Source organism: Flavobacterium sp. AK-301 (assembly GCF_058310215.1).
Map to the genome: position 1 here is coordinate 634,311 of NZ_JBZEES010000001.1, position 23,641 is coordinate 657,951.

Genomic DNA, 23,641 nt, shown 5'->3' on the forward strand with positions numbered 1-23,641 from the left:
AAGGCTTCTTCTTTCATTTGACATTATTACTATTCCTTTTAGGTAACCATATATAAAAAAGAGGTTGTCTACAATGTAGACAGCCTCTTTAATTTTTTTAATTCACTAAAGATTATTTTTTAGCTTCTCTTTCAGCATCCTGAACCATTTTTTCATTTGCAGTAATAGCAAATTCTACACGACGGTTTTTAGCTCTTCCTTCTGGTGTATCATTTGTTGCGATAGGATCTTCAATACCCATACCTGTAATATTAAATCTTCCTGATTTAATTCCTTTACCACTTAAATACGTTTTTACAGATTCTGCTCTTTGACCGGATAATGTTTTATTGTATTCTGCTCTACCTGTATTATCTGTATAACCGTAGATCTGAATATTAGTATCCGGATATTCGTTAAATACAGCAACCAGTTTATCTAAATTTTGTTTTGCTGTCGGGGTCAATGTAGATTTACTGGTATCAAAACGGATTGCGTTTTCATTTAAAACCAATTTAATTCCTTCACCTACTCTTTCTACTTCTGCTCCCGGTACAGCTTCACTAATCTCACGTGCCTGTTTGTCCATTTTGTTACCAATAAGACCTCCGGTCGTACCACCAATTGCTCCACCTATAATTGCTCCTAAAGCACCGTTTCCTCCTTTACCCAGGTTATTACCTAAGATACCACCAATAAGAGCACCTGCTGCAACACCAATACCAGCTCCTTTTTGAGTGTTATTCGTGTTTTTTATAGACTCACAACTTGTTAACATCATTCCCAGAACAAAAGTTCCGACTAATGAATAGATAATTGATTTTTTCATTTTCTTTTTTTAATTAGGGTTTAGTTTAGTTTTTCAAACTGATATACAACATCTGTTAGTTTTCCGCCAACATTTACTTTATCTATCAGCTGAAATGAATTTTCATATTGATTTGCTACTCTTAAAAAATAACCTTGTTGAATTCTTTTGGCTTTTTCTCCAGCTTCAACAATTTTCAAGCCAAACTGCCCTTGTTTATCAATGCTCCATACAAAAGGCGAGCTGAAAGCAGGACATCCTCCCTGAGTTAAACTCATGTTTCCTTTGTTGTTATTTGAGATAAACTTCCAAGTACTTCCTTCAAAACATTTAGAATCAGCAATTTGAAATGAATTTACTTTGATATACTCAGAACCCGGATAGGTTACACTAGTAATAACCCAATTCCCTTTTATAGCCACCTGAGATTTAGTGTCTATTGTTGATTTGCAAGCACCCAATGTTAGGATCACTGCGCTTAAAAATAAAAACTTTTTCATATTAATTTTATTAAAGTTAAACAACGTTAAACGTTAATCGCTGAATTATCGTACTAAAATTACACAAATAATCTCATATTAACATTCTTCTACCTAAACTTTTTTTTATAATGTCAATTTGTCATTTAAGATTCAATTGGTATTCTATTTGAAAAAGAGTTATTATCATAATTATAAAACTTATAAAATCAACAACATATGACAAAAGGAAAAATTAATGTTTCGGTAGAGAACATCTTCCCATTAATCAAAAAATTTTTATACAGTGATCATGAAATCTTTTTACGTGAACTGGTTTCTAATGCAACTGACGCAACTTTAAAACTAAAACACCTGACCAGCATTGGTGAAACGAATGTTGAATATGGTAATCCGATCATCGAAGTTAAAATCGACAAAGAAGGGAAAAAGCTTCATATTATAGATCAGGGACTGGGAATGACCGCTGATGAAGTAGAAAAATACATTAATCAGGTTGCATTTTCAGGAGCAGAAGAGTTTCTGGACAAGTATAAAGACTCTGCCAAAGATTCAGGGATTATAGGACATTTCGGCTTAGGTTTTTATTCTGCTTTTATGGTTGCGGAAAAAGTGGAGATTATCACAAAATCATATAAGGAAGAGCCTGCTGCTCACTGGATTTGTGACGGAAGTCCTGAATTTGCTCTTACAGTAGCAGATAAAACAACTCGCGGAACGGAGATCATACTGCATATAGCGGAAGATTCTCTGGAATTCCTTGAGGATTATAAAATCTCTGAATTACTGAATAAATACAATAAGTTCATGCCTGTCCCGATCAAATTCGGAACAAAAAAAGAAACGATAAAAACAGGTGAAGGTGATGATGCTAAAGAGGAAACTATTGAAATAGATAATATTATCAATAATCCAAGTCCTGCCTGGACAAAACAACCTTCTGATCTAACAGATAAAGACTATAAAGATTTCTATCGTGAACTGTACCCTATGCAGTTTGAGGAACCTCTATTCAATATCCATTTAAATGTTGATTATCCTTTTAATCTGACAGGTATTCTGTATTTCCCTAAGATGACATCGGATCTGCAAATTCAAAAAGATAAAATCCAATTATACCAGAATCAGGTATTTGTAACGGATAATGTGGAAGGAATTGTACCTGAATTCCTGACCATGTTAAAAGGAGTTATTGATTCTCCGGATATTCCTCTGAATGTTTCCCGTTCTTATCTTCAAGCTGATGGAGCTGTAAAGAAAATATCAAACTACATTACCCGTAAAGTAGCAGATAAATTAAAATCACTATTTACAGAAAGCCGTGCTGATTTTGAACAAAAATGGAATGACATCAAGATTGTTATTGAATACGGAATGCTTTCTGAACCTAAGTTCTATGAAAAAGCAGGTGCTTTTGTATTATATCCTACGGTAGATGATAAATATTATACTCTTGATGAGTTAAAAGAGAACCTTAAAGAGAACCAGACCGACAAAGATGGTAAATTAGTTGTCTTATATGCTTCTAATAAAGAGACACAACACAGTTATATCGCTGCTGCCAAAGAGAAAAACTATGAGGTACTGTTACTGGATTCTCCTATTATCTCTCATTTAATTCAAAAATTAGAAGCCGATAATGAAAACGTCACTTTTGTACGTGTAGACTCAGATCACATCAACAACCTGATCAAAAAAGAAGAGGAAACTATTTCTAAATTATCAGATGAAGAAAAAGAGAATCTTAAAACTGTTCTGGAAGAAATTGTCCCTAAAACGACTTACAGTGTGCAACTGGAAGCTATGGACAGCCAAGCTTCTCCTTTCATAATTACGCAACCGGAATTTCTACGCAGAATGAAAGAAATGAGTCAGTCCGGTGGCGGCGGAATGTTTGGTATGGGCAATATGCCGGAAATGTATAACCTTGTAGTGAATACCAATTCTGAATTAGCAGGTCATATACTGAATACTTCGGATAAAGCACAACAGGAGCACCTTGTAAAACAAGCTCTTGACCTGGCTAAATTATCTCAGAATTTATTAAAAGGAGAAGAGTTAACTATGTTTGTAAAAAGAAACTTTGAGCTGATCAAATAAGTTTTGTACAATAAAATAACTATTCAAAACGCCCTGTTACATTATCATATAACAGGGCGTTCTATTTTCAAAACAAAATATATTTACTAAAAAGACAGTGTGTAAAAAACAATCATATTCTGGACTGATTAAGAAAAGAACCCTAAATTAAACCTGTAGTTTCTCCCTAATAATAGTAATACTTCTACTTAAAATATTATAATCATAAAACAATAATACTGAAAGTAATACAACAGGAATCCAGAGTACCTGCTGATGGAAATAAAAGATCAGAAAAGCACTTATTAATCCGCCTGCTGCGAAAGATATTATAATGGATAAGGTAAGCTGAATCTTTCTTATTTTTAGTTTTTGTTCCCCTTTTTTCATAACCAGTTCTCCCAGACCAATACCAAAATCAGTTACCATTCCCGTTAGATGCGTTGTTCTGACCACATTACCGCTTACCATAGAAACAATACCATTCTGAAGACCCATTGCAATAAACAATAATAATATTTCCAACTCTAATGCTTCTCCTCTATCTTCTTTTGATCCATGTAAATAAATCGACATCAGTAATAAAATGATCTCTAAAACTATCGGTACTATATAGGAGAATCTAATCTTCTTTCCATCAAAATAATTGGTGCATAAAGAAGCTATAAAGGAACCAAAAGCAAAGGAAACTACCCATCCTACTATTTTCATCAGATCTGGCAAAGAAGAATTATCTTCAATTGCAATTGCCAACTCTCCGATATGTCCTGTAATATTAGTCGTAAAGGTCCCTAGTTTTACCAAACCGAAAACATTAATGATCCCTGCTACAAAAGCAAAAAACACAGCAAGTAATAAATTATGTTTAAATGTCCGGTCTATACCTTTTGAGCTAAGCATTTTTTGATCTCTATTAATTTCAGTACAAAGATACTACTTGAAAAGAAATAAATTGATTTCTAACCGATTCCATTTCTTTTTCTGAACTTCTTTTTCCTCATTTCTACAACTACAAACCTTCTAAACAATCTCATCCTTTAATATAATAACTCTTTTAATCATTCAAATCAATTATGATTCCTACCTTTGCAAGCTTTTAAAAATAGAAATAAAATGTTTGGAAATAAAATATTCAAGGGAGTTTTATTAGTGGGGTTAGGTGCTTCCAGTTATGGAATGCTGGCTACTTTTGTAAAAATGGCTTATGACGAGGGATTTACCACTGCTGAAGTAACGGTTGCTCAATTCGTATTAGGTATAACGGGATTACTTATCATTAATGCTTATAAAAGAATCCGAAAAGAAGAACCTGTACGTAAAGCTACTTCAAAAAATATCGGGCAGCTTATGCTTGCCGGAACGTCTCTGGGAGGAACCAGTTTATTTTATTATCTGGCTGTCAAATACATTCCTGTTTCAATGGGAATCGTTCTGCTAATGCAGACTATCTGGATGGGAGTTGTTCTGGAAATGATCTTAACCAAAAAAGTCCCTTCACAACGAAAAATAATAGCTACTGTTATTGTTCTTACAGGCACAGCTTTAGCACTGAACCTTTTTGGTAAAAGCATTGACTTTGGTAAAGAAGGTTTTATGACCGGGATATTCTGGGGCCTTTGTGCTGCTTGTTCTTATACAGTAACTATGTTTACTTCTAACAAAGTAGCAACTGAACTATCAACACCTCAACGCAGTCTGTATATGTTATTGGGTGGTGCTGTAATTGTATTTTCTTTTGCTATAGCCAGTTACACCGGAACATTCAATACAGATATCTTTATTAAATGGGGAATTGTCCTTTCACTCTTTGGAACTATTATTCCTCCTATATTATTAAATGCAGGATTTCCAATTACAGGAATCGGACTGGGAAGTATTGTTACTTCCATAGAGATTCCCGTTTCAGTAATGATGGCGCATATTTTATTAAGCGAAGAGGTAAAAGGAATTCAGTGGTTTGGTGTCGTATTAATTATTACAGCAATTGTAATAATGAATATTAATGTTAAAAAGAAAATCAACTGATGATATATTAAGAATTCGTATATTCGCTGTAACGTATTTTGATACAAAAATCAGTGTTTATGGAATTACCCCGGCATCTGTACCTAATTGTAACCAGCTATGCTGTATGGGGCATCATCTTTCTGTTAATAGCTTTTTTTCCGGCAAATCTGAAAATGTATATTCACAAAAAAGTAAATTTAGGACTCTCTGAATGGGTGTTTTTGCAACGTTTAGTAGTACAACGATTATTAGTGTATTGGGCTTTACCAATACACTTTTTTTATTTAACTCTAATTCTATAGTATTTATTAATTAAACCCTCATCATTATGAAAAAACTTTTTGCTGAATTTTTTGGAACCTTCTGGCTTGTCTTCGGAGGTTGTGGTAGTGCAATATTTGCAGCAGGCATTCCTAACTTAGGAATTGGATTTGCAGGGGTTGCCCTGGCTTTTGGTCTTACCGTTCTAACAATGGCATATGCTGTTGGTCACATTTCCGGAGGACATTTCAATCCTGCTGTATCTTTTGGTTTATGGGCAGGGGGAAGATTCCCTGCTAAAGACTTGCTTCCTTACATTGTTGCACAAGTAGTGGGCGGTCTTGCCGCAGCTGCTGTATTATATTGTATCGCTTCAGGAAAAGAAGGGTTTGTAATTGACAATACGAAAGCTGGAGCTTTTGCTTCTAATGGTTATGGGGCTTTCTCTCCGGAAGGTTACTCAATGGGTGCTGCTTTTATTGCTGAATTTGTTCTTACTTTGTTCTTCTTACTAATCATTTTAGGAGCAACAGATAAATTCGCTAATGGAAAATTTGCCGGAGTTGCGATTGGTTTAGGACTAACTCTTATTCATCTAATCAGTATCCCGATCACGAATACTTCTGTGAATCCTGCCCGTTCTACCTCGCAGGCTCTCTTTGTAGGAGGAGAACCTTTATCACAATTATGGTTATTCTGGGCTGCTCCTATTTTAGGCGCTATTGTAGCCGGATTTATCTATAAAACACTGTTACAGAAAGCAGAAAATTAATTTTCTGTTTCTAACTTTTAAAGGGAGGAAAAAAATAATTATTCTTTTCCTCCCTTTTTTAATTATCATAAACTCTAATGATTCTTATTCGCTTTCTGAAATTTTATTAATCTAAATATAATAAAATTTATTCTTTTTTTTACTCTAAAATTACACTGATTTTTAGTAATAAACAGAATAATATACTAATAAATCACAATTCCATGAATTCATTAAGTATGCGGTAATTTTTCTTCAAAACTATTGAAAGTGATTCTTTTTTTTACTAATATTGGATAACCATTAAAAATAAATACATTTATCCGGATTAATTTTCATGTAATGAAAAAAAGTAAACGCTTAGAACTAGACAGTGAAAACTTAGAGAGAATTGTCACTGTAGCTTTAGAAGAAAAGAAACCTTTTGAAGCAATTAAGAATGAGTTCGGTTTAGCCGAAAAAGAGGTAACTGAAATCATGAAAAAGAGATTATCCACAGACGAATTTGAATTGTGGAAAAAGAAAACTACTGCTAAAAAACCGAAGCCAAAACCTCTTTCTGTAGATGACTTTGACGACGAACTAGAAGGAAAGTATTATATTAAAAACAAACTAGATTAACTTTACAAAACTCCCGAAAATCGGGAGTTTTTTTATATTTAACACCTCTCTTATTGTACAAAATTCTTTTATACCTTATCTTTAACCGGATCAACTACCCCCTATTCTGATCTTTATGTATAAGGGAAAAACCCCTCTTTCCTTATGTTATTTCATTACCAAATAAAAAATAAATTAATTCATGAAAAAAAATCTATTTCTATTAGTTATAACCTTATTTACTTCACACCTTAGTCAGGCACAAAAAGATACTATCTGGTACAATAATAACTGGGAGAAAACTTCTAAAAAAGAAGCTTCTTTCTATCGACCGGATCCAAAACCAAAAGATAATGGTTTTTGGATTACCGATTATTATCTGTCCGGAAAAAAACAGGCAGAAGGATTCTCAACCTCAAAAGAACAGGATTTGTTCGATGGTTTATTTACCTGGTACAACGAAGATGGCTCACTTACTCAGACAGCAGAATATACTAACGGTATACTGAATGGTGAACTAATCTCCTATCTGAAAAATGGCGAAGTCTATAAATCTACCTTTAAGGATAATTATTTATATAATGGTACACATGCTAATGAAGATAACGGAACTATTTCTATTACAAAAGCAGATGAAGGAGCTTATCTGTCACAAAATATCTACAGTGCAGAAAACTCAAAATTCAGATATGAAATAATCTATGAAAATAATACCCTTTCAAAACAGATCTCCTATAATGAAAAAGGAGAAAAAATAGGTGAAGCAGTTTATAATGACTGTTGTACTGTAAAAGAAGGTACTTTAGTAAACTATTACTTTAGTCCTTTCAGAATCTACTCAACAGTTACCTACGAAAACAATAGCCCGGTAAAAACAATAATCTACTATAAAAACGGCAAATTAAAAGCAGAAGAAATAGAGAAAGATAAAGAAACCGTAACAACATACTATAACATTTCAGGAGAAAAAATAGGACAGTTTACAATAAACACAGCAGATGATGATAAATACTTTTCATCCAGAAACGGAACAGAAATAATTTTTAATTATGAAGAAGGAAAAGAAGATCTGATCCTCAGTACTACTGAATATAAAGACGGAAAAACTTTAAAATCAACTTTTTTTGATGACAATGGTATTCTTAAAAAAGTAACAACTTACAATGAATCCGGCAATCCGATTCTGGAAGAAAACTATAATTCTAAAGGTACTATTACCAGTACACTGACTTATTCAGAAACAGGAAGTCCTTTAACAGGAACTTCTATTTCTTCTGACAACATTATTATAACTTATCTAAATGGAAGCATAATCTGTGAAACAGTACTTTATAAAAACGGAACCGTATTTCAAAAACGAGAAAATAACAGTATTATATTTTATGACAAAAAAGGGAAGACTTTAAGTATTGTAACACTGAATGATAAATATGACTACTTAGCTAATCAACCGTATAACGGAACAGTATATGAATTATATGATGATGAAATCTCTGACAGTTACATATACAAAAACGGAGAACTAACAGAACAAATCAGCTATAATAAAAAGAATAAAGACCAGCTGATTCCTTTGCAGGCAATAAAATACGATACTGACGGAAATATAGCTACAAAAACCAGTTATTTCAAAAACGGAAATAAACAATCTGAAATAGAGCACAAATACTACTCTCCTTCTGTCGGAACCTATTATGATACGAAAGGAAATGTTCTTTCAACTTATAATTTTACAGAGCAGGATGGTACTAAATATACGTATTTTGATGATGCTCATTATTATGACATCTCCGAAGACACAGAATTATTACCTTCTATTAAAACCTATAAAAAAGGAACTCTCGTTTATGAAAAAACATATGAGAAAGAGTTAAATAAAGACCAAACTAAATATAGCTATAAACTACAAAGAGAAATCGATTATTCTAAACAGGGAACTTTTTATGACGGTGATACAATCTATATAACAAAGTATCAAGATGGAAATCCGTATGAAGGAACAGTTATTATGACCGGAGGGTTTCCTACAGAACGAATAGTTGAAAATTATAAACAAGGATTTAAAGACGGATTGCAACTCTATTATGCTTTTTATGATGGCTCACTACGAAAAGAAAATTATATTCTGGGAGAAAAACAGGGTGATACTGAAATTTATAACAATTCTGTTTTAAAACAAAGAATACCTTATCAGAATGATGCCATAAACGGCACAGCCATTTATTATGATGCTGAAGGAAATGAAGAAGCTTCTTTAACCTATAGTAATGACGAGATACTACACGGGACAAAAATTGAATCCAATTATTATGATAATGTTTCAAAGATCACTTATAAGGACAAAAAAATAACAGAAGTAGTTAATTATAAAAATGATATACTGAATATGAAGCAAACTGTCGAAAAAGACAGTATTTATGTTACTACCCATTATTATGAAAACGGAAAAGTTAAATTCAGATTCAATATTATCAACTCCGGAGAATATCCGCAAAACATCTTAGACGGAAAAGTAATCCATTATTCCGAAAAAGGAAATAAACTATATGAAGCTAAAGTACAGAATGGAAAACTGACAGATGGAGAATTATGGTTAAATCCCGGTTATTACATCATCAGCGATGCAAATTATTATAAAATAACAAAAAAGAAAAAAGAGTACGTTATTCAGGGAATTATTACTCCTGATACAGTTGATTTTGAGATAAAAGAAACAATTTTAAAGAACAGAAAGAACAAAAATGTTTTAAATGAAGTGCTTAACACCTCTTCACTGACGCCTAATAATCTATATGGCTATGAAGCAGTCTATTATTATTAATTGTAACAAATCAGAAAAAAACAGACTTATTAAAAAAATCGCCAAATGAAAAAAGCAATTTACACATTAGCCTTAGTTTCTTTACTATGGAGCTGTAAAACAACGGTTATACAATCTGCTCAACGACTAGAAGGAGTACAGGTTTCATTAGATCTGAATAAAGTCGAAAACGACCAGTTAATGGTTACCGTAATTCCTCCGGTCATCACTACTGAAAAAATAACTTATTTTATTCCAAAAATTATTCCGGGAACCTATTCAGAAGACGACTATGGTCAGTTCATAGAAAAATTTAAAGCTTATGATGCTAAAGGGAATTCGTTATCAGTTGCTAAAATGGATGAAAACTCATGGGTAATCAGTAATGCAAAAGCACTGGCAAAAATTACCTATTATGTAAATGACAGCTTTGATGTGGAAGATACACATACTGTTTTCTCTCCGGCAGGAACCAATATTGCAGCAGGTGAAAATTTCCTAATCAATACACATGGTTTTTTCGGTTATTTCAAAGATAAAGCAGAAATACCCTATACTGTGAACATCACTCATCCAACTGATCTCTGGGGTGCTACTTCCATGGAGGACAAAGATCCGAGTGATTCAAAAGATATTTTTGTGACCAAAAGATATGCTGAACTGATCGATAATCCGATTATGTATTCTAAACCAAATCACACCAACTTTACAGTTGACGGAATGGACATACTGATCAGTGTATATTCACCTAATAATCTATATACTGCCGAAAGTATTTCGGCAGATATGGAAAAAATGATGTCTGCTCAAAAGAGATTTCTAGGACCTTTTAATGCTACTAAAAAATATAGTATCCTTCTGTATCTTTCTGATATGAATAAGGATGACGCTAAAGGTTTTGGGGCTTTAGAACACAATACTTCCACTACTGTTGTTTTTCCGGAGTCCATGCCTAAAGACGAATTGGTTAAAGAAATGATTGATGTGGTTTCTCATGAGTTTTTTCATATTGTAACACCTTTGAGTATTCATTCAAAAGAAATACAGTATTTTAATTTTAATACTCCAAAAATGTCCGAACATTTATGGATGTACGAAGGTGTAACGGAATACTTTGCGAATCTGTTCCAGGTAAATCAGGGACTGATCAATGATGATGAATTCTACAAAAAAATAGCTGAAAAAATAGCTGCTTCCGCTCAGTTTGATGACACCATGAGTTTTACAGAAATGAGCAAAAATGTTTTAAGAAAACCTTATAAAGATAATTACCTCAATGTATATACTAAAGGAGCTCTGATTGCTATGTGTATTGATATAGAAATCCGGGAGCTGAGCAACGGAAAAAAAGGAATACTAGATCTGATGCAGCAGTTATCAAAAGAATACGGCAGCAATAAACCGTTTAATGATGATGAACTGTTTAAAAAAATAACAGATCTGACCTATCCGGAAATAGGCACTTTCTTAAAAGCATATGTTGCCGGAACAACTCCAATTCCTTACGATCAGTATTTTGCTAAAGTAGGAATTACTCCGGAAACTATTGAAGTCCCGGGAAATGTATTCCTGAAAGGAAGTACTCCTTATATTACCGCTAATCCTGCAACAAAAGAAATTATAATAATTCCAGGAATCGAATTAAATAATTTCATGAACAGTCTTGGTATAAAAGGAGGTGATGTAATTGTTTCTATTAATGACACAAAATACAATCTTGATAATATTTATGATTTAATCATGAAAAGTATAACTTTCAAAGAAGGAGAACCAATCACTGTAACAGTAAAACGTGACAATAAAGAGCTTATTCTGAAAGGGAATACAAAACTGCCACTGGAAGAAACGGAAACACTTAAAGCTACCGATGACAATAAAAAAGCTCTTAGGGAAGCCTGGTTGAGAGGATAAAATAATTTGAAGATTGAGGTAATTTGAAGATTTGAAAATGTTTACAGATAGAACATTAAAAAACACTTTACAATTTAGTACATAATTAAAGTCCTAATTTATATTTATTAGAATATAGATTAGGACTTTTTTAATGATATTCTGCCTGATATAGATCTAATTTAAAATAAAAAATAAAAATAGTATTACTTCTTTATTTTGCATTATTTTGTAGAAGCTAACTCAAAAAATAAAGCCTCTTTATGAAAAAAAATTTAACTGTATTATTTACTATTCTTATTTTAACTGCATGTACTAACAGTAAAAAAGAAAACAATCTTCATATCACTGGAAATATAAAAGGACTGAAAAAAGGGACTTTATATATCCAGAGAATTAAAGACTCTTCTCTGGTTGCTATGGACACTATTCATATAGATGGTAAATCTAATTTTGAAAGTGATATTACTATTGAATCTCCTGAAATGCTGTATCTGTTTCTGGACAGAGGCGAAACAAACTCTCTGGACAACAATCTGATGTTCTTTGCTGAACCGGGAAAAATAAATATAGATACTAATATGGAATATTTTACGGCTCAGGGTAAAATAACAGGTTCTAAAAATCAGGAACTATATGATGAATACAGAAAGATTACCCGTAAATTTAATGATGAACAGCTTACCTTAATTGAAAAAAACTTTCAGGCTGTAAAAAACAATAATCAGACTACACTTGATAGCATAGAACAAAAATACAATCAGCTAATCCTGCGTAAATACAGATATGCAGCTAATTTTGCCTTAAATAATGCAGATCATGAGGTAGCACCTTATATTGCCTTAACAGAAATCTATAATGCTAATATCAAATATCTGGACACAATCAATAAATCTATGTCTCCAAATGTAGCAGCATCAAAATACGGTAAAAAACTAACCACTTTTATTACGGAAAGAAAAAAAGAAGAAGAGCTTAGAAAATAGAATCAAGAGGAAAGAAACAAGAGATTTACGATATCAGATACACAACTTGTCAGTTGTAAAGTTGCCTAATTAAGGTTGACAGATTTATTATTAAAATCTGTACAATCAAATATATTATAGCGCTATTAATATTTCCCAACAATAATAGATTCTTCTTTTTCGATTTGTTCCAACCTTGATTTCCAGTTTTTTAGTTTCAATTTTCTTTCTTCATCAGTAATATGTGCAACAGCATAACTAATCTGAGGCGTTAATACCGAAAACCCAAGAAATTCAAAAATTCCTCTGTGAATAGGTCTTAATATACTCTCCATGTCACCATTATGTACCCCTCCATATTGATAAGCTCCAAATTCTGTTCCCGTGGTTATCGACAGGAGAACTTTCTTACCTTTCATAAATCCGTCTTCGTAAATAAGATCGCCTTTGTAAAAACGCTCCATTGCAAAAACACGGTCTTGCCAACCTTTCAATATTGCTGGTACAGTAAACCACCACAAAGGAAAGTGCCATATCATCAGATCACACCATTCCACTTTTTCCTGTTCTACTGAAAGTGCTTCAACAAAACCATCGTGCTTCAATGCATAAACTTCTTCTAACTGTGTTTTCAGAAAAGAAGCATCTCTGACTGTTGTAAAATTACGCCTGTCAGAAACGGGATCAAAATTCATTCCATACAAATCGGAAACTTTGACTTCATGCCCCATATTTGCTAATGTCTCAATTGTCAATCGGTACATTGCTCCAGTAAAACTTTTGGGTTCGGGGTGCGCTAAAACGATTAATACATTCATATAATTTGGATTAATATTACTTATTTATTACTGTACAAAAATAAGCTTACTATACCTTCTTCACAATAAGGGATTTTTTTATCCTCAGGTGATAATTTTACCACTATATTTATTTCTATTTCTTATTAGTAATCTGTATTTTTGAGTTTTAATAATCCTTATATGTACAAACGTAAGATCCCTTTAGATATGAATTGTGGAATTAGTATAGCAATGGAAGTTATATTATCTAAATGGAAATTCCACATATTAACGAAAATAAGCAGGGGTATTACAAGACCTAAAGATATGACAGATGCAATCCCGGATATAACCAAAAGGGTATTACATAGCCAATTAAGGCAATTGGAACTATATCAAATAGTAATTCGTACCACCTATGATGAAATTCCATTAAGAACAGAATATTCTCTTACAGAAGATGGCAAAAATGTATTATCTATTCTTAATAATATTAATAATTGGGGAATTGAATTTACTCCTAAATTCAAGAAACTTTATAAGCAATAAGATACTACTTATTTGAAAGGGGTTTTCAATGTGAAGGTATGCTAATTTTAATACAACTTTTCATTTACCTTCTATTTTAAGCAAAGAAATATAGTTCATTGCTGATAACTATAAATCTTTTGTTTTTTATCTTCTTTATCACCAGCTTTTCGACTTGATCCTATCAATTAAAAACTATCAACTACAAAAAAACCGCTAAACAATGTTTAGCGGTTTTTTCTTTTGAGCCGATAGAGGGACTCGAACCCACGACCTGCTGATTACAAATCAGCTGCTCTAGCCAACTGAGCTACATCGGCATCTCAATACGGGTGCAAATATACTACTGAATTTGGATTTTCCAAAAAATATCTGCACTTTTTTATTGATTTTTTCGACTACAAAGCGTTAATCTTTACAACTAATTGATTTGCAATTTGTTCCAATTCATTATTGATTTGTTTGAAATGTGCTTTTTTATTTTCAATATTCTTAGCATTTACTTTTGTTATTAAAGCATCGAAAGAAGTGATCACCTCATCTACTAAAGCATCTGATTCAGGTGTTGGTTTACCTGTGTTAGTCATTTCCCAAAGATATATCGCTTCAATGATATCACCCAAAACATAGTTAATATCTTTTTTTAAGTTTTTTACATTTGCCATTTTAATTTGTTTTTTAATTCGCCCGCAAAATTACGTATAATCTTTGTAATTAGGACTATGAAATAAAAATTTCTAAAAGTGTAGCTATTCCTTGTAAAGTGTAGCTTTTTAAATCGGCAGGTAATAATATTGTATCTCCTGTATGATAGTCATACTGAACTGAATCATACACAATACTGAATGAACCGGAAATACACATATAGACTATAAAACTATCCTTATCATTCTCTATTTCTGATAATACTCCTTTTAAGGATAAATGATTGGTTGTAAAAAATGGACAGTTAACAATCTCTCCGGGTTTATTCTCAATATCTTTATATTCTTTTCTGGTATTAATCTTTTTATAATTAATCGCCTCTAAAGCGAGGTCAACATGTAGCTCTCTCAGATTTCCTTGCTCGTCTACCCTATCCCAATCATATATTCTATAGGTTATATCTGAAGTCTGCTGGATTTCCGCTAATACTACTCCTGCTCCAATAGCATGTATTGTACCCGTTTCCAGAAAAAAAGCATCTCCTTGTGAAACGGTTTCTACATTAAGAATAGCGGGTAGTGTTTTATCTGATAAATTCTGAAGATATTTATCCGCATTTGAATCTTCTTTGAAACCGATTATTAACCGGGCATCTGTATCTGCCTGTACAATATACCACATTTCTGTTTTACCGAAAGACTGGTGTCTTTTTCTCGCCAGTTCATCATTAGGGTGAACCTGTATCGACAAATCTTCTGTAGCATCAATATATTTAAATAATAAAGGAAATTGTTTTCCAAATCTTCTATAAACAGACTTACCTAAAATCTCTTCGGGGTAAGCGTCTATTAAATCTTTTAAAGACTTTTCTGTGTAAACACCTTTGTTAACTATACTTACATAGTTTTCTATAGTAGAAATCTCCCAACTCTCTCCGGTTCTATCGGATACAATTGGCTTATTTAAAAGAGATTTCAGTTTGTGTCCTCCCCAGATTTTCTCTTTTAAAATCGGAGTGAATGTTAAGGGGTATATTTTAAAACCCATACTTATATTGACCTAATTATTTCTTCTTCCATATCCTGTCCTATCCTTTATAGCTTACAAAGTTACGAGGAGTTTCATATAATGTCACTTCTAAGTCTAAAGAAATTTCTATTCTTTTTCTTACTTTATTCCATATCACGACAGCAATATTTTCTGCTGTAGGGTTTAAATCCTGAAATTCAGGAACATCAAGATTCAGATTTTTATGATCAAAAGGTTCTTCTACTTCTTCAAAAATAATATCTCTCAGATCTTTAATATCCATCACATATCCTGTTTCCGGATTAACAGCACCTGTAACGCTTATGATCAGTTCATAATTATGCCCATGATAATTCGGATTATTACATTTTCCAAAAACAGCATTGTTCTTTTCAAATGTCCAGTCTTTATTATACAAACGGTGTGCTGCATTAAAATGAGCTTTTCTGCTTACGGTTACTCTCATACTTTATGATCTTCTAAATGATGATAAAATTTATCAAATATTATTTTAAACCAAACCGTATAAATATCTGGGTTTTGAATCATATCTTCCTTAATAGAATCAATATCCATCCACTTCCATGCTTTAACTTCTTCTGTATTAATGATCGGTTCCTTATTATATAAACCTATTAAGACATGATCCAGTTCATGTTCTGTCAGTCCGTTATCAAATGGTGCTTTATAAATAAATGAAAACAATTCTTTTAATTCAGTATTAAAGCCCATTTCTTCAAAAAGTCTTCTGTCTGCTGCCTGTATATTCGTTTCTCCTTCTCTCTGATGACTACAACAAGTATTTGTCCAGAGTAAGGGAGAATGGTATTTTTGAGAAGCTCTTTGTTGTAACATGATCTCATTTTTATCATTTAAAATAAAAACAGAAAAAGCTCGATGTAATACTGCTTTTTCGTGTGCCTCTAATTTCCCCATCAATCCGACAGGCTCATCTTTTTCATTTACTAATATTACTTTTTCTTCTCTCATGCTATAAATATAAACAGTCAAAAGTACAAAATTGACTAATGTTATCCTAAAAATAGATTTTGGGACAGATAAATTTATTCTAGTTTCTTATTTGTAGTTACTATCTGTTTTACAAAAAAGAGAAACTGTCTTTTCAAACCGTACTATTTATTCCTGCAAGGTTTTCAAAACCTTGTAGGTTTTATAATTCTATACCGTACTATGAATAATAGCATTTATTTATTTCCTGTAATGAAAAATACCTACAAGGTTTTGAAAACCTTGCAGGAAAACAATCCTTGTTTCATCAGATGCGTAACTGTAAAGCATAAAAAGAACCCTAACCAATTCTGAAAAATCGGTCAGGTCTTTTTTTACTTAGTAATACTATTAAAGGCAAATTAGCAAACAATACCTAACAGGTTAAAAAAAACTGTTAGGATATATAATTCAGGCTAAAGAAGCAGTGTCTCTATTTCTTTTCTTTAGAAAAATTATCGTAATTTTCTTTATTCTCAAAATAAGCAACATTACCCTGTTCACTTAACAGAACAATATAAGCCGTTGCTTTGTCTGTTTTTTTTCCGGTAAAAGGATCAACAGCACTACGGACGGACGCATCATTCGGAATGCGCTCTACACACATATTACAACAACCATAATAGGTTTTTCCTTCAAATGGTACTTCGATTTGTTTCTTACCCATATAGGCATCATTAACCATACAAACCAACTCATTCGGAATTTGGTCTCCCTTTTTGTAACCGGACTGACTTTCAGTCGTTTTTACTTGTGCTGTAACTTCTGTTGGAGTAACAACAGAAATTACAGGGTTTTCGGCTTTCGAATTACAACTTGTAATAAACAGTCCTGAAAACAGAACGATCAGACATTTTACATTATTTTTCATCTTTATTATTTTTTAATTATTGTTCCTTCTTCAATTTCTTCTGTTGCTTTAAGCAAAACAGCATCTCCTTCTTTCAGTTCTCCAAAAACCTCAAACTGATTCGGTAAAACACGACCTTTTGAGACCATTACATTCTTTGTTTTTCCATCTTCAACACGAATAACATAGATTCCTGTATTACTTTCTACTAAAGCTGTTTTCGGAATAAAAAAAGTAGCTTCTTCTGCCTGTAATGGCAACACTGCTTCAACAACCATTAACGGTTTTAGTTCTTTATAGGTTTCTAATAAATCAGCTTCAATACGTTCTGATCGCAGTTTAAAATCCAAAACACCTGATTTACGGGAAATTCTTGCAACATATTTTTTCTGAGGAAGAGAATTCACTCTGAAATAAACAGAATCTCCTAAACTCAGATAGGGTGTGTTAGCTTCGGGAACAGAAAGAGATACTCTTAATTTTTTAGTATCCTGTATCACTAACAATGGCTTATCAGACCCCTTCCCCATTGGTCCCACATAAGAACCCTGATCTACATTTCTTTCAGCCACAACACCACTAAACGGGGCACGAATTACCAGATAATCTGCCATAACCTGTATTTCCTGATAGGCTGATTTTGCAGCATCTAATTGTGCCTGATCTGCTAATTTTCTGGCTGTGATCTGATCCAGAGCATCTTTAGCAATTGCTCCTTCTGTTTCATTCGCTCTGAACATACGGTCATAATTTGATTTTGTTGCAATATAAATTGCCTCCTGAGCTTTCCATTTTGACTTGGCTGCTGCTAACTGTGCCTGAATCTCAGGAGCTTCCAGAGTCATTAAAACCTGTCCGGTACTTACTTTTGATCCAATATCGACCTGTAGTCTTTTAACATAACTGTTGACCTTTGCATAAATAGCCGCTTCCTGATCGGGAACCAGCTCTCCTGCTAGTTTCAATTGTACTAAAGGATTACTCTTTTTAATAGTTACTGTTTCGAAGCTCTGCATCATCATCGGTTTAGCAGTAATTTCTTCTGTTTTTTTATTTTCTGAATTACAGGATGCAAGTGCAATTCCTATAAGAATATAATAGATTATTTTCATGATCTTATTTTTCTGATGTTATAAAATGAATACTGTTTTCGTCTTCTGGATCTAATGAAGGAGATTGTACTGATGTTTTATTCTGTATCCACACAAAAACTAATGGCAATAGTATCAGCACACTGAATGAAGAGGCAATTAATCCTCCAATTACAGCTCTCCCTAAAGGCGCTATCTGGTCACCTCCTTCACCATGTCCGATTGCCATAGGCAACATACCTGCGATCATTGCCAGGGAGGTCATAATAATAGGACGAATACGCAAGGAAGCTGCCTGAACTGCTGCTTTTAGAGCGTCTCCACTCTGAAGACGTAGTGTTTCGGCATTGCTAATCAACAAAACAGCGTTGGCTATCGAAACTCCAATGGACATAATAATTCCCATATAGGATTGCAGATTCAATGTTGAACCTGTTATTTTCATCAATATCAACGAACCTAAAACCACAAAAGGAACAGTGGTTAAAATAATAAAAGACACTTTAAAAGACTGGAAATTTGCAGTCAGCATCAAAAAGACAACTACAATTGCAATTAATAATCCTATCCCTAAACTATCCATCGTTTCATCCAAAACGGGTACCATTCCGGAAACCTGAATATTTACTCCTTTTGGTAATTCTCCTAATGAAGCAATAGCTGCCTGTACATCTTTCTGAGCTCTTCCCAAATCTGCTTTATGGATATTTGCCGTAACAGGAGTATACGCCATTGTTCCTAAATTATAGCTTTCTCCTAATACTTTAGCTGGTGTAATCGTTGCCACATCTCCTAAAACCGGACGATCGGAATTTCTCCCTAAAGGAATATTCATAAGTTCCTCTTTACTATTCAGAATATTCTGAGGAGTCTGTACCTGAACATCATAAGCAATTCCCATCATTCCGCCTACCCACATATTTTTATTAGTATAACGGGAAGAAGCAGTAACAGGAACTAGCGAACGTGTAATATCCTGTACATCAATCCCCAATTGTGCTGCTCTTAGTCTGTCAATATTAATCTCAAAAGCAGGATAGTTTAATGACTGCGGAATCTGCTGATCTCTCAGATAATCGATCTCTTTCAGTTTTGCCAATAATTTATTGGCATACATAACGTTCATCTTTTTCATCATTCCGGAGAAACGAACTTCGATAGGTGTATTGGTTCCCTGACTTAAAATCTTTTCTGTCAGCTCGATCGGTTCGAATGAGAAATGAAGTTCCGGCATCTTTTCCTTCATGTGCTCCCTGATCCTGTCTTTCAGATCATTAGTATTTCCTTTAAAATCTTTTAAAGCCACCTGCATTAATGCTTCGTGAGGACCTGCATTATAAAGATAAATGGGGCTTACTGCAAATGAGGAAGGATGCTGTCCGATAAAAACGGAAGAAATGGCAATATGTTCTTTACCAATAACCGTTTCCAGTTCACGCAGAACCTGTTTTATTTTCAGTTCTGTTTTTTCAATTCGGGTTCCTTCAGGTGCTTTGATACGTACCTGAAACTGACTTGAATTCACAGTTGGTAAAACATCCTTCCCTATACTTCTGAACAGGAAAAACACACTTATACTAACCAATAGAAAACCTATAATCAGGATCAGTTTTCGCTTTGGCATCAGATTCTGTAAAAACTGAACAAAGCGCTCTTTAAACGTATCAAATTTATCCTGTTTCTGTTCGTGATCTGCTACCTTACTTTTCATTAACCAGTTTGCCATTACAGGAACAAATGTCTGTGACAACACAAAAGAAAATACCATTGAAAACCCAATTGCTAAAGCTAAAGGCATAAATAATGACCCCGGTATTCCTGTCATCATAAAAGCAGGTGCAAATACCGCCAGAATACAAAGCAGAATCAACAGTTTAGGGAAAGCAATTTCTTTACAGGCATCAAAAATGGCTTTTGCTTTTGTTTTGCCCATCGCCAGATGCTGATGAATATTCTCAATCGTAACGGTACTTTCGTCTACTAAAATACCAATTGCTAATGCCAAACCAGATAAAGACATAATATTAATACTCTGCCCAAATAATTTCAGGAATAACACCCCTGAAATAATCGAAATCGGAATAGTCAATACCACAATTAAAGCAGCTCTTCTATCACGAAGGAATAACAACACCATCAATCCTGTCAATATTGCTCCTAAAATCCCCTCTATCACTAAACTTTTCACTGCATTGATTACATATACCGACTGGTCAAATTCATATGAAATAGTAACGTCTTCCGGTAAGTTATTCTGAATAGTCGGAATAGCTTTCTTTAGATTCTTTACCACTTCCCAAGTTGAAGCATTTCCCGATTTTGCAATGTTGATATATACGGAACGAACACCATTAATCAGAGCATAACCTGTTGTGATATCCGCACCGTCTTTTACTGTTGCCACATCACGGATATAGACATTATCAACTGTTCCTTTAAAAATGGGAATATCTCCAAAATCCGCTACATTTTTAAGTGTATTATTAGTAGGAGTCAGATAATTAATATCATCTACATAGATATTCCCCGATGGAGAAGTAATATTATTACGACTGATCGCTTCTACAATCTGCTCCGGCGTTAACTGATGCGCACGTAGTTTATTCGGATCAATATTGATTTCTATCGTTCTCGGACTTCCTCCAAAAGGAGGCGCTGTTGTTAATCCGGGTATCTTGATCAAAAATGGACGAGCTGTAAAATTAGCGATATCCTGTAATTCATTATTCGTTTTTGAAGGACTCCTGAAAACCAACTGTCCGACAGGCTGTGAGGAAGCATCAAATCGAATAATAAATGGAGGCGGCGCTCCAGGAGGTAAAAATACCTGCGAACGATTTGATAAAGCATTGATCTCTGCAATAGCCTGCCCCATATCTGTACCTTCATAAAAATTAATTTTCATAAGTGTAAGACCTTGTGTATTCTTTGTCTCTATACTTTCGATACCACTGGTAAACAGCATCATATTAACATACATCTTTGTAAAATAACCTTCCATCTGTTGTGGTGTATAACCATTGAAAGAATGGGCTATATAAACAACCGGAAGATTCATATCAGGCAGAATATCCACCTTTATTTCTTTAGTAGCTTTAATCCCGAAGAATAAAAGCCCTAACACCATCACCATGATTGAGATGGGTCTGCGCAAGGCAAAACGTATTAAATTCATAATTTCGGGTTTTAATGTGCTACGTTAAGTAAAATATTCAGATCGCCCATTGCGGCAGCTTTGATCCACAACGCCTGCCAGATATTATTCTGAGCAATCTCATATTCTATCTCTGCTCGGTTAAGGGTATAAAAAGATTGTGTCAGGTCTACAATTGTAGTTAACCCGTTAGTATATAACGCGGTATGCTGACGATAAGCATCGGTTGCGGCATTAATCTGAATCTTAGTTTCTTCAAAATTCTGTAATGCGTTTTTCAACTTATCATCTGACAGTTTCTGTTGTGCTGCAAGCTCCTGATTCATAAATTCATATTCCTTTTGTAAGGCTTCTGTTATAAATTTTCGCTCCTGTTTTTTGGATTGCTGGCGGTATAAATTGGTCAGATTCCAGCTTAAGGTAACACCAACAACATAATTACTACGATCGATGCCAACACCATCAGAATACGATCTGGAAAAAGCAGTATTATCCTGTACATAATTCCAATCAAAACCAGAGCCACGTCCCTGTAATACTCCAAATGCAGCAAGAGAGGGAAGTCCTAGAACCGATTGCAGTCCCTCCTGTTGTTTACTTTTTTCCACTGTACTTTTCTGCCATTCCAGTATAGGATGGTGGTTTATTTCTGATAAAATGTTTGTACTAAAAATGGGCGTTTTAGTCGTGAAAAGACTATCTAATTGATAGTTCTGATATTCCTCTCCAAGCATTACAGCTAATGATTTTGAATAATCCAGTTCTTTATCCAGCGCTTTTATTACGGCTGACTGAGCATTCGCTACTTCTGCTTTTGCTATAGAAAAATCCACACCGGGAATTAATCCGCTTTTTGCTCGGCTTTCGGTTGTTTTGGCAACTACTTTAGCCCGATCCAGATTTTTTTCCTGTACATATTTAATACGTTGAGCTGCCAATAGGTTAAAATAGGCTGCACCAACTTTTACTTTATGCCGAAATTTTATTTGCTCGAGATCTTTATCTGCTACATTTTCATCTGCCTTAGCAATATCAATCTGGTTTTTGATTTTACCAAAAGTGAACAGATTCCAGTTCATATTTGCCAGATAAAGTGACCCAAAAGTGGCATTCCAGTTCTGATCTTGTAAAGGCATTGACGTAGATGCAGCACCTAAACCGCCATAACTGTATAAAGGTCCGTTTTGTGCATTAACAGTCCCAAAACTTTGTTGTGCTATCAGTGTAAAATCAGGCAACTGCTGGCTTTTCTGATAATTTATATTTTCTTTTGAAGCTTTTAGTATTGCTTCTTTTGCTTTTATCTTTTCGAAATTCTGAACAGAACGTTCAAGAGCATCGGAAAGCTTTATGGTTTGTGCCTGAAGTGATCCAACTACAAAACATAGAACTGACCATGCAAAGAATTGCATTTTCATATATGATTATTTAAAATTAAACAATAGAAATCCTACTGTATCTTTTTAGAAATACAGCTATAATTCGATTGTAAAAAATCAAATACGGTATACGCAGTAAAAAATATAAAGTGAGTTATTCCTTATCGGAATAAAAGAGAAGCTATTCGAGAAATTTTGAGTGGTAACTTCCGATAAAGTATATCCAAAAACGGTTTTGAAAAAATGAACCGGTAAAGCAACTGCTAAAGATTTAAATACAAGATTTTCAGAGGTTACTTTTTGAGATTTCTCGGTAATCTTTACAATCTGTGTTTCATGTTTGCAACAACCTTTTATGATCCCTCCATTGGGAGTATCACATTTTGGACAAGGCTGTCCTTCTTTATTCTGCCCTAAAAAAGAAGTCTCCTGCTCAATTCCTTTGCAAAAATGAGTATTCCTGGTGAAGCCGGAAGACAATACCAAATACAAAACAGAAAGGAAAAGGATAAATACTTTTTTCATAATCAGATTACAAAAATCGCCTTTATTACGGAAT

The 23,641-nt window shown here is 33.7% G+C and carries 22 protein-coding genes and 1 tRNA gene; 9 read left to right on the forward strand and 14 right to left on the reverse strand.

Annotation, left to right across the window (positions count from 1 at the left end; genetic code table 11):
• Positions 1-112: 112 nt before the first annotated feature.
• Both AC4FQX_RS02900 and AC4FQX_RS02905 read right to left on the reverse strand, forming a co-directional pair.
• Positions 113-808, reverse strand: a complete 696-nt coding sequence (locus AC4FQX_RS02900; RefSeq protein WP_491166160.1) for a YiaD family glycine zipper/OmpA-like lipoprotein — start codon at positions 806-808, stop codon at positions 113-115.
• A gap of 20 nt (positions 809-828) precedes the next feature.
• A complete protein-coding gene (locus AC4FQX_RS02905) occupies positions 829-1,287 on the reverse strand; it encodes a lipocalin family protein (protein ID WP_491166161.1) in 459 nt (152 codons plus the stop codon).
• A gap of 198 nt (positions 1,288-1,485) precedes the next feature.
• Here AC4FQX_RS02905 and htpG point away from each other — a divergent pair, with 198 nt between their 5' ends.
• A complete protein-coding gene (htpG, locus tag AC4FQX_RS02910) occupies positions 1,486-3,366 on the forward strand; it encodes a molecular chaperone HtpG (RefSeq protein WP_491166162.1) in 1,881 nt (626 codons plus the stop codon).
• A gap of 147 nt (positions 3,367-3,513) precedes the next feature.
• Here the strand turns inward: htpG and AC4FQX_RS02915 are convergent, their stop codons facing one another.
• Positions 3,514-4,245, reverse strand: a complete 732-nt coding sequence (locus AC4FQX_RS02915) for a YoaK family protein (protein WP_491166163.1) — start codon at positions 4,243-4,245, stop codon at positions 3,514-3,516.
• A gap of 213 nt (positions 4,246-4,458) precedes the next feature.
• On the opposite strand from AC4FQX_RS02915, the gene AC4FQX_RS02920 reads away from it, so the two are divergent.
• The 7 genes from AC4FQX_RS02920 (at position 4,459) to AC4FQX_RS02950 (ending at position 12,640) form a co-directional block, all read left to right on the forward strand.
• Positions 4,459-5,370 carry an EamA family transporter gene (locus AC4FQX_RS02920; RefSeq protein ID WP_491166164.1) on the forward strand — a complete coding sequence of 304 codons (912 nt, stop codon included), beginning with the start codon at positions 4,459-4,461 and terminating at the stop codon, positions 5,368-5,370.
• 59 nt (positions 5,371-5,429) lie between these two features.
• A complete protein-coding gene (locus tag AC4FQX_RS02925; RefSeq protein WP_491166165.1) occupies positions 5,430-5,654 on the forward strand; it encodes a DoxX-related protein in 225 nt (74 codons plus the stop codon).
• 26 nt (positions 5,655-5,680) lie between these two features.
• On the forward strand, positions 5,681-6,385 hold the full coding sequence (gene aqpZ / locus AC4FQX_RS02930; protein WP_491166166.1) for an aquaporin Z: 705 nt from the start codon (positions 5,681-5,683) through the stop codon (positions 6,383-6,385).
• A 321-nt stretch (positions 6,386-6,706) separates the two neighbouring features.
• Positions 6,707-6,985, forward strand: coding sequence for a DUF2805 domain-containing protein (locus AC4FQX_RS02935; protein ID WP_491166167.1), 279 nt, complete (start codon positions 6,707-6,709; stop codon positions 6,983-6,985).
• Positions 6,986-7,166: 181 nt separating this feature from the next.
• Positions 7,167-9,785 carry a hypothetical protein gene (locus AC4FQX_RS02940; RefSeq protein ID WP_491166168.1) on the forward strand — a complete coding sequence of 873 codons (2,619 nt, stop codon included), beginning with the start codon at positions 7,167-7,169 and terminating at the stop codon, positions 9,783-9,785.
• Between the two features lie 45 nt (positions 9,786-9,830).
• Positions 9,831-11,675, forward strand: a complete 1,845-nt coding sequence (locus tag AC4FQX_RS02945; protein WP_491166169.1) for a M61 family metallopeptidase — start codon at positions 9,831-9,833, stop codon at positions 11,673-11,675.
• Between the two features lie 242 nt (positions 11,676-11,917).
• Positions 11,918-12,640 (forward strand): DUF4369 domain-containing protein, encoded by a 723-nt coding sequence (locus AC4FQX_RS02950; RefSeq protein WP_491166170.1) that lies wholly within the window; start codon positions 11,918-11,920, stop codon positions 12,638-12,640.
• A gap of 125 nt (positions 12,641-12,765) precedes the next feature.
• Here AC4FQX_RS02950 and AC4FQX_RS02955 read toward each other — a convergent pair whose 3' ends face one another.
• Positions 12,766-13,437 carry an NAD(P)H-dependent oxidoreductase gene (locus AC4FQX_RS02955; RefSeq protein WP_491166171.1) on the reverse strand — a complete coding sequence of 224 codons (672 nt, stop codon included), beginning with the start codon at positions 13,435-13,437 and terminating at the stop codon, positions 12,766-12,768.
• 162 nt (positions 13,438-13,599) lie between these two features.
• Here AC4FQX_RS02955 and AC4FQX_RS02960 point away from each other — a divergent pair, with 162 nt between their 5' ends.
• The gene (locus AC4FQX_RS02960; protein ID WP_491166172.1) at positions 13,600-13,947 is read left to right on the forward strand and encodes a winged helix-turn-helix transcriptional regulator; all 348 of its coding nucleotides are present in this window, start codon (positions 13,600-13,602) and stop codon (positions 13,945-13,947) included.
• Positions 13,948-14,172: 225 nt separating this feature from the next.
• Here AC4FQX_RS02960 and AC4FQX_RS02965 read toward each other — a convergent pair.
• From AC4FQX_RS02965 to AC4FQX_RS03010, 10 genes are all read right to left on the reverse strand, one after another.
• A tRNA-Thr gene (locus AC4FQX_RS02965) sits at positions 14,173-14,246 on the reverse strand.
• Positions 14,247-14,324: 78 nt separating this feature from the next.
• The gene (locus tag AC4FQX_RS02970) at positions 14,325-14,591 is read right to left on the reverse strand and encodes a hypothetical protein (RefSeq protein ID WP_491166173.1); all 267 of its coding nucleotides are present in this window, start codon (positions 14,589-14,591) and stop codon (positions 14,325-14,327) included.
• A 55-nt stretch (positions 14,592-14,646) separates the two neighbouring features.
• The gene (locus tag AC4FQX_RS02975) at positions 14,647-15,618 is read right to left on the reverse strand and encodes a type I phosphomannose isomerase catalytic subunit (protein WP_491166174.1); all 972 of its coding nucleotides are present in this window, start codon (positions 15,616-15,618) and stop codon (positions 14,647-14,649) included.
• Positions 15,619-15,658: 40 nt separating this feature from the next.
• Positions 15,659-16,066 carry a 6-pyruvoyl trahydropterin synthase family protein gene (locus AC4FQX_RS02980; RefSeq protein ID WP_491166175.1) on the reverse strand — a complete coding sequence of 136 codons (408 nt, stop codon included), beginning with the start codon at positions 16,064-16,066 and terminating at the stop codon, positions 15,659-15,661.
• Entirely contained in the window at positions 16,063-16,590 is a 528-nt protein-coding gene (gene idi, locus AC4FQX_RS02985) for an isopentenyl-diphosphate Delta-isomerase (RefSeq protein ID WP_491166176.1), read from the reverse strand. Before idi ends, AC4FQX_RS02980 begins: the two co-directional genes overlap by 4 nt.
• Positions 16,591-17,041: 451 nt before the next feature.
• Positions 17,042-17,479 (reverse strand): hypothetical protein, encoded by a 438-nt coding sequence (locus AC4FQX_RS02990; RefSeq protein ID WP_491166177.1) that lies wholly within the window; start codon positions 17,477-17,479, stop codon positions 17,042-17,044.
• A gap of 5 nt (positions 17,480-17,484) precedes the next feature.
• Complete coding sequence (locus AC4FQX_RS02995; protein ID WP_491166178.1) at positions 17,485-18,570, reverse strand: efflux RND transporter periplasmic adaptor subunit; 1,086 nt, start codon at positions 18,568-18,570, stop codon at positions 17,485-17,487.
• Positions 18,571-18,574: 4 nt separating this feature from the next.
• Entirely contained in the window at positions 18,575-21,724 is a 3,150-nt protein-coding gene (locus AC4FQX_RS03000) for an efflux RND transporter permease subunit (RefSeq protein WP_491166179.1), read from the reverse strand.
• An 11-nt stretch (positions 21,725-21,735) separates the two neighbouring features.
• Entirely contained in the window at positions 21,736-23,121 is a 1,386-nt protein-coding gene (locus AC4FQX_RS03005; protein WP_491166180.1) for a TolC family protein, read from the reverse strand.
• A gap of 78 nt (positions 23,122-23,199) precedes the next feature.
• The gene (locus AC4FQX_RS03010; RefSeq protein WP_491166181.1) at positions 23,200-23,607 is read right to left on the reverse strand and encodes an HYC_CC_PP family protein; all 408 of its coding nucleotides are present in this window, start codon (positions 23,605-23,607) and stop codon (positions 23,200-23,202) included.
• Between the last annotated feature and the right edge of the window lie 34 nt (positions 23,608-23,641).